Genomic DNA, 13,060 nt, shown 5'->3' with positions numbered 1-13,060 from the left:
AAATTGAGAAAAAGCTGGTCGATGGCGCAATTCTACTCTGCAAAACGGCGCGTGACGACGCGTCAGATCATAACCGTTAAAGTCAATGACCTCGATTCATTTGGTCAGGGCGTAGCCCGTCATAACGGAAAGGCGCTGTTTATCCCCGGTTTATTGCCTGAGGAAAGCGCAGAAGTCATTATTACAGAAGATAAAAAGCAATTTGCCCGCGCACGCGTTTCGCGTCGTTTGAATGATAGCCCGGAACGAGAAACGCCGCGCTGCCCGCATTTTGGCGTCTGCGGTGGTTGTCAGCAACAGCATGTCAGCATCGCCCTGCAACAACGCAGCAAAAGCGCGGCGCTGGCGCGTTTGATGAAACACGAGGTGAATGACATCATTGCCGGCGCGTCCTGGGGTTATCGGCGTCGTGCGCGGTTAAGTCTGAATTGCCCGCCGGATAAACCGCTGCAAATGGGATTTCGCAAAGCGGGTTCCAGCGATATCGTCAATGTCGAACAGTGCCCCGTTTTGGCGCCCCAGCTTGCAGCATTGCTGCCCCGAATCAGGGCGTGTCTGGCGAGTTTACACGGCACCCGACATCTTGGGCATGTTGAGCTGGTACAGGCGGGAAGCGGTACGCTGATGATTCTGCGCCATACCGCGCCATTAAGTGCGGCGGATAAAGAAAAACTGGAACGCTTTTCGCATTCTGAGGGATTGTCTCTGTTTCTGGCGCCGTTTAGCGAGATACTGGAAACGGTATCTGGCGAGGCGCCCTGGTATGATTCGCACGGCTTACGTTTAGCCTTCAGTCCGCGAGATTTTATTCAGGTTAATGAGGCGGTAAACCAGCAAATGATCGCCCGCGCGCTGGAGTGGCTTGATGTGCGCGCCGAGGATCGTGTCCTGGATCTGTTCTGCGGAATGGGGAATTTTACGCTGCCGCTGGCAACGCGCGCGGCAAGCGTGGTAGGGGTTGAGGGCGTTCCGGCGCTGGTAGAAAAAGGCCGTGAAAACGCCATCCGCAATGGTTTACATAATGTGACATTCTTCCATGAGAACCTGGAGGAAGATGTCACGAAGCAGCCGTGGGCGAAAAACGGCTTTGACAAAGTCTTACTCGATCCTGCGCGTGCGGGGGCTACAGGAGTGATGCGACATATTATAAAATTAAAACCTATTCGCATTGTTTATGTATCCTGTAACCCGGCGACGCTGGCGCGCGATAGTGAAGCGCTAGTCAATGCGGGATATGAGGTTACGCGTTTAGCGATGCTCGACATGTTCCCGCACACAGGACATCTGGAATCAATGGTTCTGTTCGAGCGCATGTAATGATTACCGGCTTACCGACTTCGGTAGGCCTGGTCCCTTAAGGAGAGGACGATGGTCGCGGTAAGAAGTGCACATATTAATAAAGCTGGTGAATTTGATCCGAAGAAGTGGATCGCAAGCCTGGGAATTTCCAGCCAGCAGTCGTGTGAGCGCTTAGCCGAAACCTGGGCGTATTGCCTGCAACAGACACAAGGACATCCGGATGCGGATCTGTTGCTGTGGCGTGGCGTGGAGATGGTAGAAATTCTTTCCACGCTGAGTATGGATATCGACACGCTGCGGGCGGCGCTACTGTTCCCTCTGGCCGACGCCAACGTAGTCAGCGAAGATGTACTGCGCGAAAGCGTCGGCAAATCTATCGTTACCCTGATTCATGGCGTGCGCGATATGGCGGCGATCCGTCAGCTAAACGCCACTCATAACGACTCTGTTTCTTCGGAGCAGGTTGATAACGTCCGTCGAATGTTATTGGCGATGGTGGATGATTTCCGCTGCGTGGTCATCAAACTGGCCGAGCGAATCGCTCATTTGCGCGAAGTGAAAGAGGCGCCGGAAGATGAGCGCGTGCTGGCGGCGAAAGAATGTACCAACATCTATGCGCCGCTCGCTAATCGTCTGGGCATCGGGCAACTGAAGTGGGAACTGGAAGACTACTGTTTCCGCTACCTGCATCCGGCGGAATACAAACGCATCGCCAAACTGCTGCATGAGCGCCGTCTCGATCGCGAACATTACATCGAAGAGTTTGTTGGACATCTGCGCGCCGAAATGAAAAACGAAGGCGTGCAGGCGGAAGTCTACGGACGACCAAAACATATTTATAGCATCTGGCGCAAAATGCAGAAAAAGCATCTGGCGTTTGATGAACTCTTTGACGTGCGCGCCGTGCGTATCGTCGCTGAACGTCTGCAAGACTGCTACGCCGCGTTGGGGATAGTGCATACGCACTATCGCCACCTGCCGGATGAATTCGATGATTATGTCGCTAACCCGAAACCGAACGGTTACCAGTCTATCCACACCGTGGTCCTGGGGCCGGGCGGTAAAACCGTTGAGATCCAGATTCGTACCAAACAGATGCATGAAGACGCCGAACTGGGCGTGGCGGCGCACTGGAAGTATAAAGAAGGCGCCGCGTCCGGCGGCGTGCGTTCCGGTCATGAAGACAGAATTGCGTGGCTGCGTAAGCTGATCGCCTGGCAGGAAGAGATGGCCGATTCCGGCGAAATGCTGGATGAAGTGCGCAGCCAGGTGTTTGACGATCGGGTCTACGTTTTTACGCCAAAAGGCGACGTGGTTGACTTGCCTGCCGGTTCTACGCCGCTCGATTTTGCTTACCACATCCACAGCGATGTCGGGCACCGCTGCATTGGCGCTAAAATCGGCGGCCGTATTGTGCCATTCACCTATCAGTTGCAGATGGGCGATCAGGTTGAAATTATCACGCAGAAGCAGCCGAATCCCAGCCGCGACTGGCTGAATCCAAACCTGGGCTATGTGACGACCAGCCGCGGGCGCTCGAAAATTCACGCCTGGTTCCGTAAACAGGACCGTGACAAAAATATCCTGGCTGGACGGCAGATCCTCGACGATGAGCTGGCGCATTTAGGGATTAGCCTGAAAGAGGCCGAGAAACATCTGCTGCCGCGCTACAACTTTAATGAGCTGGAAGAGTTGCTGGCGGCGATAGGCGGCGGTGATATCCGTCTTAATCAGATGGTGAATTTCCTGCAATCGCAGTTCAATAAGCCGAGTGCAGAGGAGCAGGATGCAGCGGCGCTGAAACAGCTTCAGCAAAAAACATACGCGCCGCAAAATCGTCGTAAAGACGACGGGCGCGTGGTGGTAGAAGGCGTGGGTAATTTGATGCACCACATTGCCCGCTGCTGCCAGCCGATTCCGGGGGATGAAATTGTCGGCTTCATTACTCAGGGGCGGGGGATTTCCGTGCACCGGGCCGATTGTGAACAGTTGGCTGAGCTGCGCTCACATGCGCCGGAGCGGATCGTAGAGGCGGTATGGGGCGAAAGCTACTCGGCGGGATATTCGCTGGTGGTGCGCGTCCAGGCCAACGATCGCAGCGGCTTGCTACGCGATATCACCACCATTCTGGCTAACGAAAAAGTCAACGTGCTGGGCGTCGCCAGCCGCAGCGACATTAAGCAGCAGATCGCCACCATTGATATGACCATCGAGATCTACAACCTGCAGGTGCTGGGCCGGGTGCTCGGTAAGCTGAACCAGGTGCCGGATGTGATTGATGCCCGTCGTTTGCACGGGGGGTAAACCCCAGACAGTAATAATGTAGCGGCTTTGCTACTCGTTCAGCAAAGCCGCATTAGCCAACCCCATAAGCATGAGACATGGGGTATGTTTTTGACGTACATTTCATTTCCGGTGTACTCTTATGTAAGATTTATACTTACAGTGGAGGCTGTTATGGCCAGAACAATGACCGTTGATCTTGGCGATGAACTGCGCGAGTTTATTGAATCGCTCATAGAATCAGGTGATTACAGAACACAAAGTGAAGTGATCAGAGAGTCTCTTCGTCTGCTGAGGGAAAAACAGGCCGGGTCACGACTCCTGGCGTTACGTGAACTTCTGGCTGAAGGTCTGAACAGCGGAGAGCCCCAGGCCTGGGAAAAGGATGCCTTTTTACGGAAGGTCAAAACAGGGATGATCAAACCCGATGAGAACGGTAAAATTAACGCCAAAGGCCAGTGAAGATCTGGAAAATATCTGGCATTACGGCTGGCAGCATTTTGGCGAAATACAGGCCGATCGATATATTAATCATCTATCAGAAATATTCAGCATTATGAGTGCCAATAACATTTGGCACGCCTCGACCTGAACTGGGTGAATACATTTATGCCTTACCGTTTGAAAGGCATATTATCTATTTTATACAATCAGTTACGGAAGTTATCGTGATACGTATTCTGAGCCAGAATCAGGATGCTGGTAAGCATGTAAATTGGTTATAGCCTTTTTATCTAAAAAACAAGTGTGATAGAGCAGGGGGAATCAACAATATTACCAAGGAAAGTGACCTTTGCTGTGTTGCTACCCGCGGCTTGAGCGCCGGAGACAATTCCTATAACTAAAGATGCAGTTACTGCCAGTTTACAAAAATGAGATGACTTCATCGTGTTATCCTTAATTAACGTATTTTATGGCAGCATTTTGTACGCGTATACCAAGGGATATGCGGCATAGAGCCATGCTGCGGGCTTTGGGTAAAAAATAGGCCATAATAAAATATTATATTTCTACATTTTTATGAGTATATTCTTAAGGGCTGAATGATCGTACAGGCTCATAAAATATTATATGTAATACTTTCAATATGTTTATTTCATGTATGTTCCAGAAAAAACAAAAAAAGTGGTCTTTTTTGGATATTAAACTGGCGTGCATGCTACTCGTTTTTCCGTAAAAGTGAAATAATTTATTTTTTTGAAAGGGAAGGCTCTTTGGGTGGGGTGCTTATAGCGTTTGCTTAATTGATGTTATTTATAATGCCTGGTGCAAATATCTGTTTTTTTTAATAAGTTATTTATATGATTATTATATTGTTGTGTATCGATTAATAATTTTAAAATTATACGGGAGAGGTAGCGTTCAACACCTGTTAACAATATATTTTATTATATAGGCGTTGCCGTAGTGTCTCTGTGCGTGAATGGTTAAGAATAATACGTTACAATTGTCGCTAGTATTTACAACCGATTAAAAACCATGACAACTAACTATCAAATTGACCGTCTTCTCACCCTCATGCAGCGCCTGCGTGACCCGGAAAACGGCTGCCCGTGGGATAAAGAGCAGACCTTCGCCAGCATCGCGCCTTATACGCTGGAAGAAACCTATGAAGTACTGGATGCGATTGCGCGTGAGGATTTTGACGATTTGCGCGGCGAACTGGGCGACCTGTTGTTCCAGGTGGTGTTTTACGCGCAGATGGCGCAGGAAGAAGGCCGCTTCGATTTTAATGATATCTGCGCTGCCATTAGCGACAAGCTGGAGCGCCGCCATCCGCATGTTTTTGGCGAGCTTTCCGCGGATAATAGCGAAGAAGCATTAGTTCGCTGGGAGCAAATCAAAACGGAAGAGCGCGCGCAAAAAGCGCAGCATTCCGCGCTGGACGATATTCCGCGCAGCTTACCGGCCTTAATGCGCGCGCAAAAAATCCAGAAACGGTGTTCAAACGTGGGCTTTGACTGGACGACGCTGGGACCGGTCGTCGATAAGGTCTATGAAGAGATCGATGAGGTGATGTTCGAGGCGCGGCAGGCGGTTGTTGATCAGGCTAAACTGGAAGAGGAAATGGGCGATTTGCTCTTTGCCACGGTCAACATGGCGCGTCATTTAGGTACGAAAGCGGAGCTCGCTTTGCAAAAAGCGAACGATAAATTTGAACGTCGTTTTCGCGAAGTTGAACGTATTGTCGCAGCCAGAGGCCTGGAAATGACCGGGGTGGACCTGGAAACAATGGAAGAAGTTTGGCAGGAAGTAAAACGCCAGGAAATTGATCTCTAAAGGTTTTAGGCGGTCAAGAGCGATTTGTGTGATTTTTTAAATAACAAGCGCTTGATTTACGTCAAAAACATTTACCTCAAAGGGGCTATTTTCTCCCTCCCTGTGTGAATGTCAGCCTGACGAAGAGGAGGAATAATGAAAGTTTGTGGCGTAGGTCATGTTCGGGTATACTGCTTTCCCGTCCTGGTTATTCCATCGTCTTTTAAACCTAACTTCTCAGGTTCCGCATGACAACGAACTATATTTTTGTGACCGGCGGGGTCGTATCCTCTCTGGGTAAAGGCATTGCCGCAGCCTCCCTCGCAGCCATTCTGGAAGCCCGTGGTCTCAACGTGACCATCATGAAACTGGATCCGTACATCAACGTTGATCCGGGTACTATGAGCCCAATCCAACACGGGGAAGTGTTCGTTACTGAAGACGGCGCTGAAACCGACCTGGACCTGGGGCACTACGAGCGTTTCATCCGCACCAAGATGTCTCGCCGCAACAACTTCACGACTGGCCGTATCTACTCCGACGTTCTGCGTAAAGAACGCCGTGGCGACTATCTGGGCGCAACCGTACAGGTAATCCCTCACATCACTAACGCGATTAAAGAGCGCGTTCTGGAAGGCGGCGAAGGCCACGATGTGGTACTGGTGGAAATCGGTGGTACCGTTGGTGATATCGAATCGCTGCCGTTTCTTGAGGCGATTCGTCAATTGGCGGTAGATATCGGTCGTGAACACGCGCTGTTTATGCACCTGACGCTGGTACCTTACCTGGCGGCTGCGGGCGAAGTGAAAACTAAACCGACTCAGCACTCCGTGAAAGAGCTGCTGTCTATCGGTATTCAGCCCGATATTCTGATTTGTCGTTCCGATCGCGCGGTTCCTGCCAACGAGCGTGCAAAAATTGCATTGTTCTGTAATGTGCCGGAAAAAGCCGTTATTTCAATGAAAGATGTCGATTCCATTTATAAAATTCCAGGCCTGTTGAAATCTCAGGGGCTTGATGATTATATTTGTAAACGATTCAGCTTGAACTGTCCGGAAGCTAACCTGTCTGAATGGGAACAGGTCATTTACGAAGAAGCGAACCCGGCAGGCGAAGTGACTATCGGCATGGTCGGCAAATATATTGAACTGCCGGATGCCTATAAGTCGGTGATCGAAGCGCTGAAACACGGTGGTCTGAAAAACCGCGTTACCGTCAACATCAAATTGATCGATTCGCAAGATGTTGAAACGCGCGGCGTCGAAATTCTGAAAGATTTGGACGCTATCCTGATCCCCGGCGGCTTCGGCTATCGTGGCGTTGAAGGTAAAATCGCCACTGCGCGCTATGCGCGTGAAAACAATATTCCTTATCTGGGCATTTGCCTGGGGATGCAGGTTGCGTTGATTGAGTTCGCTCGTAACGTGGCCGGCATGGACAACGCCAACTCAACGGAATTTGTGCCAGACTGTAAGTACCCGGTTGTGGCGTTAATTACCGAGTGGCGCGATGAAGACGGTAACGTTGAAGTCCGTAGCGAGAAAAGCGATCTGGGCGGCACCATGCGCCTGGGCGCGCAGCAGTGCCAGCTTAGCGATGACAGTCTGGTACGTCAGTTGTACGGCGCGTCGACGATTGTTGAACGTCATCGCCATCGTTACGAAGTCAACAATATGTTGTTGAAACAAATTGAAGCAGCGGGTCTGCGTGTTGCAGGCCGTTCCGGTGATGATCAGTTAGTCGAGATCATTGAGGTACCGAATCATCCGTGGTTCGTGGCCTGTCAGTTCCATCCGGAATTTACTTCCACGCCGCGTGATGGACATCCGTTGTTCGCTGGCTTTGTTAAAGCTGCCAACGAGCATCAGAAACGTCAGGCGAAGTAAAAAAGTTAGAACGGCGGTGCACCCTCAGCGGTGCACCGTTTGTCTGAAGTTTTAGTTTAACTAGTGACTTGAGGAAAACCTAATGTCCAAAATCGTTAAAGTCATCGGTCGTGAAATCATCGACTCCCGTGGTAACCCGACTGTTGAAGCTGAAGTACACCTGGAAGGTGGTTTCGTAGGTATGGCGGCGGCTCCGTCAGGTGCTTCTACTGGTTCCCGCGAAGCGCTGGAACTGCGCGATGGCGACAAATCCCGTTTCCTGGGTAAAGGCGTAACCAAAGCTGTTGGCGCGGTTAACGGCCCGATCGCTCAGGCTATTCTTGGCAAAGACGCTAAAGACCAGGCTGGCATCGACAAAATCATGATCGACCTGGACGGTACTGAAAACAAATCTAACTTCGGTGCAAACGCCATTCTGGCTGTCTCTCTGGCTAACGCCAAAGCTGCTGCTGCCGCTAAAGGTATGCCGCTGTACGAGCACATTGCTGAACTGAACGGCACTCCGGGCAAATACTCCATGCCGGTTCCGATGATGAACATCATCAACGGTGGCGAGCACGCTGACAACAACGTCGACATCCAGGAATTCATGATCCAGCCGGTTGGCGCGAAAACGGTTAAAGAAGCCATCCGTATGGGTTCTGAAGTTTTCCATCACCTGGCAAAAGTGCTGAAAGGCAAAGGCATGAACACCGCTGTGGGTGACGAAGGCGGCTATGCGCCGAACCTGGGTTCCAACGCAGAAGCGCTGGCGGTAATCGCTGAAGCGGTTAAAGCGGCTGGTTACGAGCTGGGTAAAGACATCACCCTGGCGATGGACTGCGCAGCATCTGAATTCTACAAAGACGGTAAATACGTTCTGGCTGGCGAAGGCAACAAAGCGTTCACCTCCGAAGAATTCACCCACTTCCTGGAAGAACTGACCAAACAGTACCCTATCGTTTCCATCGAAGATGGTCTGGACGAGTCTGACTGGGACGGTTTTGCATACCAGACCAAAGTACTGGGCGACAAAATCCAGCTGGTTGGTGACGACCTGTTCGTAACCAACACCAAAATCCTGAAAGAAGGCATCGAGAAAGGCATCGCTAACTCCATCCTGATCAAATTCAACCAGATCGGTTCTCTGACCGAAACTCTGGCTGCAATCAAGATGGCGAAAGACGCTGGCTACACTGCTGTCATCTCTCACCGTTCTGGCGAAACTGAAGACGCTACCATCGCTGACCTGGCTGTTGGTACCGCTGCAGGCCAGATCAAAACCGGTTCTATGAGCCGTTCTGACCGTGTTGCTAAATACAACCAGCTGATTCGTATCGAAGAAGCTCTGGGCGAAAAAGCACCGTACAACGGTCGTAAAGAGATCAAAGGCCAGGCGTAATCCTGCTTTTACCTCTTAACGTAAAAACCCGCTTCGGCGGGTTTTTTTGTATCTGTTCAATAGCGCAGCCGCTGTGCATGACCGGGCAGACGAAATCTGCAATAATTAACGATTATCCCCTTAACAGAGAACGCTATGCAGTACCCGATTAACGAGATGTTCCAGACCCTACAAGGCGAGGGTTATTTTACCGGCGTCCCCGCTATTTTTATTCGTTTACAGGGATGTCCGGTCGGCTGTGCCTGGTGTGATACTAAGCATACCTGGGATAAACTGAGCGATCGGGAAGTGTCTCTGTTTAGCATTCTGGCAAAAACCAAAGAGAGCGACAAATGGGGTGCTGCGAGCAGTGAAGACTTGCTGGCAGTAATTAATCGTCAGGGCTATACCGCCCGTCACGTTGTCATCACCGGTGGCGAGCCCTGTATTCACGACCTCATGCCGCTCACCGATCTGCTTGAAAAGAGTGGTTTTAGTTGCCAGATTGAAACCAGTGGGACGCACGAAGTGTGCTGTACGCCTAACACCTGGGTAACGGTTTCACCAAAAGTGAATATGCGCGGAGGATATGACGTGCTTTCCCAGGCGCTGGAGCGCGCCAATGAAATCAAGCATCCCGTTGGGCGAGTTCGTGATATTGAGGCGCTGGATGAACTGTTAGCCACGCTGAGCGATGATAAACCGCGCGTGATTGCTTTGCAGCCCATTAGCCAGAAAGAAGACGCGACGCGTCTGTGTATTGAAACTTGTATTGCGCGTAACTGGCGGCTGTCTATGCAAACGCATAAATATTTAAATATCGCCTGATGCATTACTAATCTTACAGACGGCCTGCCGATGCCGTCTGTGACTCATCCATTACCTTGCATTGTTTATTTTCTCTATGCGAATTTCGATGAGTGTATAAAAGCGCTGATAAATTTTTCCATAGCGATGCACGGATCACGCTATTTTGGTAAATTTAAAGAAAAAATCATTCTATGAACTTTTTTGCATCATAATCAGCAAATTAGCTGTTCTTTAATAATTTAAATTGTTGCGATTATGTTGGTGGAATGTGGTGATGATAAAAAGTGCTTTATAAAGAACGATATACGTTTAGTGTGTTCCCCGCGCCAGCGGGGATAAACCGGGTCAGGCGATCATATTCGCGTGGATTGACGAGTGTTCCCCGCGCCAGCGGGGATAAACCGGTTCAGGTTTCGCGTCATCTGACGTTGGTAATGTGTTCCCCGCGCCAGCGGGGATAAACCGTGTCCGCAATTGAGCGTTTCTCGGCTGATATCGTGTTCCCCGCGCCAGCGGGGATAAACCGATCCGAGTAGCTCAACTGGGGGATATCCCCAAGTGTTCCCCGCGCCAGCGGGGATAAACCGGCGGTGCGGCAGGCGTTCCATGCCTCCATAGCGTGTTCCCCGCGCCAGCGGGGATAAACCATGCCATCGCCGAGGGAGGGCCTCCAGATCATCGTGTTCCCCGCGCCAGCGGGGATAAACCGCTGAATAATTCGCCGTAGGTAGCCAGCGCAATGTGTTCCCCGCGCCAGCGGGGATAAACCGCCGTCGCTGACGAACTGACTTTTCTTCATCTCGTGTTCCCCGCGCCAGCGGGGATAAACCGTTCACCTTTCCCCACAATGTCAGAGGTTATTTGTGTTCCCCGCGCCAGCGGGGATAAACCACATTGGGCACCGTACCGTTGCGAATACGTCGCGTGTTCCCCGCGCCAGCGGGGATAAACCGCCAGTAATCACAGACTTTCTCCGTGTCTTCACGTGTTCCCCGCGCCAGCGGGGATAAACCGACCACTGTCCGCAATCTGTCGGCGAACTACCGGTGTTCCCCGCGCCAGCGGGGATAAACCGGAGATCCCCCAGCGTGAATATCTGGGAGTGTCGTGTTCCCCGCGCCAGCGGGGATAAACCGGCTGAATTGCTAAATAAAGCGGCCTGCGCTGCCGTGTTCCCCGCGCCAGCGGGGATAAACCGACGATTTATGAAATCCACCCGGTAAAAATGAAGTGTTCCCCGCGCCAGCGGGGATAAACCGATGATCCGTGAGGGGGTGGCAACGCACGCGTTGTGTTCCCCGCGCCAGCGGGGATAAACCGGGACAGGTAACAGCGTGCTTGGTTCTGGTAACGTGTTCCCCGCGCCAGCGGGGATAAACCGAGTGAGTATCAACTCAACCTTATTGAAGATATGTGTTCCCCGCGCCAGCGGGGATAAACCGAAATAATTGCGCAGTTTTAAATGCCTGAATATGTGTTCCCCGCGCCAGCGGGGATAAACCGTCACAGTCACCGGTGATGACGGCGTCGTCGCTGTGTTCCCCGCGCCAGCGGGGATAAACCGCGCAAATGAGCCAGGCGGACAGGCATTTTAATGTGTTCCCCGCGCCAGCGGGGATAAACCGCCATACCATTTCCACTGGCGCAACGATTTTTGGTGTTCCCCGCGCCAACAAGGATAGCCGTTGCATAATCATAATCTGTGTACCAGTAATGGCAGCTACAAACCTGTAAAGTAAAAAGGCCGCGTTTTTCCGGGGAGGCTTTTATACAGGAGAAGGCCATGGCGTTAAGGATCAGGGTATTGCTCGAAAATCATAAGGGAGTTGGAGCGGATAAATCGTTGAAGGCCCGGCCAGGGTTAAGCCTGTTGGTCGAGGATGAGTCTACGTCTATCTTGTTCGATACCGGCCCTGATGGCAGTTTTATGCAAAACGCGTCGGCGATGGGGATCGACCTGTCCGATGTGTCTGCTGTGGTGCTTTCGCATGGTCATTACGATCATTGCGGCGGCGTGCCGTGGCTTCCTGATAACAGTCGAATCATCTGCCATCCCGATATTGCGCGTGAACGTTATGCGGCAATGACTTTTCTCGGTATTACCCGAAAAATAAAAAAATTGTCATGTGAGGTGGACTATTCACGCTACCGAATGATGTACACGCGTGACCCCCTGCCGATTGGCGAAAACTTTATCTGGTCAGGGGAAATACCGGTGGTCGCGCCTGAAGCCTACGGCATTTTTGGCGGTCACGATGCGGAGCCGGACTCTATTTTGGATGAGGGCGTACTGATTTACCAATCGGCAAAAGGATTAGTCATCATTACGGGATGCGGGCATCGGGGGATCGCAAATATTGTCCGGCACTGTCAGAACATTACCGGTATAAAGCGGATTTACGCGCTTGTCGGCGGATTTCATCTCCGCTGCGCATCACCGCTCACGCTGTGGCGAGTCAGGCGCTTTCTGCAAGAACAAAAACCTGAAAAACTATGCGGTTGTCACTGTACAGGGGCCTGGGGGCGGTTGTGGCTACCGGAAATAACCGCACCTGCAACCGGTGATGTGCTGCGCTTTTAACACCGCGCTGGACAATATTTTCACTGATAAAACGTCGTGTGGATAGGCTGGAATCAATTTGGCATCCAGCCCACGCGTTAATAAACCTTATTCGCCGCGATAGATGCAGCCGGCTGTACAGGTTTCTTTCACCATCACGGCGCTCAGTAGCGGCACGACGGGCTTAACCTGATCCCAAATCCATTTTGCCAGCACTTCGCTGGTGGGATTGGACAGTCCTGGAATATCATTCAGATAGTAGTGATCAAGACGATCGTAAGTAGGTTTAAACGCCGCTTTGAGATCCGCGAAATCCATAATCCAACCGGTATGCGGATCGACTTCACCGGTAATTTCGAGACGCACCATAAACGAGTGTCCGTGCAGGCGGCCGCACTTATGCCCTTCAGGCACGTGAGGCAGGCGGTGAGCGGCTTCAAAGGTGAAATCTTTATACAACGTGGTGGACATGATGAACTCTCAGGCAATAAAAAAACCGCCGTAGGGTACCGGAAAGCGCATTTTTTATCATTAACTAAAACCATTCTCCGCCTTGTGACGGGCAATTAATTTAAGAATTTCCAGAAAATTCAATAATTATCA

Annotated in this window: 9 protein-coding genes, 2 pseudogenes and 1 CRISPR repeat array; of the genes and pseudogenes, 9 read left to right on the top strand and 2 right to left on the bottom strand. The window is 51.2% G+C overall.

Features of this window, described 5'->3' with window-relative positions; translation table 11 throughout:
- The first annotated feature begins 21 nt into the window (after nt 1–21).
- From rlmD to NA624_RS14435, 4 genes and pseudogenes are all read left to right on the top strand, one after another.
- Nucleotides 22–1,317, top strand: coding sequence for a 23S rRNA (uracil(1939)-C(5))-methyltransferase RlmD (rlmD, locus tag NA624_RS14450; RefSeq protein ID WP_000046859.1), 1,296 nt, complete (start codon nt 22–24; stop codon nt 1,315–1,317).
- A gap of 51 nt (nt 1,318–1,368) precedes the next feature.
- Nucleotides 1,369–3,603: a GTP diphosphokinase gene (relA, locus tag NA624_RS14445; protein ID WP_000226841.1), complete on the top strand. Its 2,235-nt coding sequence runs from the start codon at nt 1,369–1,371 to the stop codon at nt 3,601–3,603.
- Nucleotides 3,604–3,687: 84 nt separating this feature from the next.
- Complete coding sequence (locus NA624_RS14440; protein WP_072105920.1) at nt 3,688–4,044, top strand: type II toxin-antitoxin system ParD family antitoxin; 357 nt, start codon at nt 3,688–3,690, stop codon at nt 4,042–4,044.
- Nucleotides 4,010–4,307: pseudogene (locus tag NA624_RS14435) on the top strand (type II toxin-antitoxin system RelE/ParE family toxin). The gene NA624_RS14440 and the pseudogene NA624_RS14435 overlap by 35 nt, the downstream one beginning before the upstream one ends.
- An 18-nt stretch (nt 4,308–4,325) precedes the next feature.
- Here the strand turns inward: NA624_RS14435 and NA624_RS14430 are convergent.
- Nucleotides 4,326–4,469: pseudogene (locus tag NA624_RS14430) on the bottom strand (fimbrial protein); the annotation flags it as partial.
- 592 nt (nt 4,470–5,061) lie between these two features.
- On the opposite strand from NA624_RS14430, the gene mazG reads away from it, so the two are divergent.
- The 5 genes from mazG to NA624_RS14405 all read left to right on the top strand — a co-directional run bounded on the left by mazG (nt 5,062) and on the right by NA624_RS14405 (nt 12,478).
- Nucleotides 5,062–5,862: a nucleoside triphosphate pyrophosphohydrolase gene (gene mazG / locus NA624_RS14425; protein ID WP_000210897.1), complete on the top strand. Its 801-nt coding sequence runs from the start codon at nt 5,062–5,064 to the stop codon at nt 5,860–5,862.
- Nucleotides 5,863–6,089: 227 nt separating this feature from the next.
- Nucleotides 6,090–7,727 (top strand): glutamine hydrolyzing CTP synthase, encoded by a 1,638-nt coding sequence (pyrG, locus tag NA624_RS14420; protein ID WP_000210863.1) that lies wholly within the window; start codon nt 6,090–6,092, stop codon nt 7,725–7,727.
- A gap of 82 nt (nt 7,728–7,809) precedes the next feature.
- Nucleotides 7,810–9,108, top strand: coding sequence for a phosphopyruvate hydratase (eno, locus tag NA624_RS14415; protein WP_000036734.1), 1,299 nt, complete (start codon nt 7,810–7,812; stop codon nt 9,106–9,108).
- 135 nt (nt 9,109–9,243) lie between these two features.
- Nucleotides 9,244–9,915: a 7-carboxy-7-deazaguanine synthase QueE gene (queE, locus tag NA624_RS14410; protein WP_001199958.1), complete on the top strand. Its 672-nt coding sequence runs from the start codon at nt 9,244–9,246 to the stop codon at nt 9,913–9,915.
- Between the two features lie 296 nt (nt 9,916–10,211).
- Nucleotides 10,212–11,522: a CRISPR direct-repeat array (repeat unit 29 nt; unit sequence GTGTTCCCCGCGCCAGCGGGGATAAACCG).
- Nucleotides 11,523–11,680: 158 nt separating this feature from the next.
- Nucleotides 11,681–12,478, top strand: coding sequence for an MBL fold metallo-hydrolase (locus tag NA624_RS14405; protein WP_001208018.1), 798 nt, complete (start codon nt 11,681–11,683; stop codon nt 12,476–12,478).
- An 87-nt stretch (nt 12,479–12,565) separates the two neighbouring features.
- On the opposite strand, the gene queD is transcribed toward NA624_RS14405, so the two are convergent.
- Nucleotides 12,566–12,928, bottom strand: coding sequence for a 6-carboxytetrahydropterin synthase QueD (queD, locus tag NA624_RS14400; RefSeq protein ID WP_000108312.1), 363 nt, complete (start codon nt 12,926–12,928; stop codon nt 12,566–12,568).
- Between the last annotated feature and the right edge of the window lie 132 nt (nt 12,929–13,060).

Origin of the sequence: Salmonella sp. NW38 (genome assembly GCF_051807745.1) — a bacterium.
GTDB lineage: Bacteria > Pseudomonadota > Gammaproteobacteria > Enterobacterales > Enterobacteriaceae > Salmonella > Salmonella enterica.
This window is presented reverse-complemented; position numbering and strand designations above follow the sequence as displayed.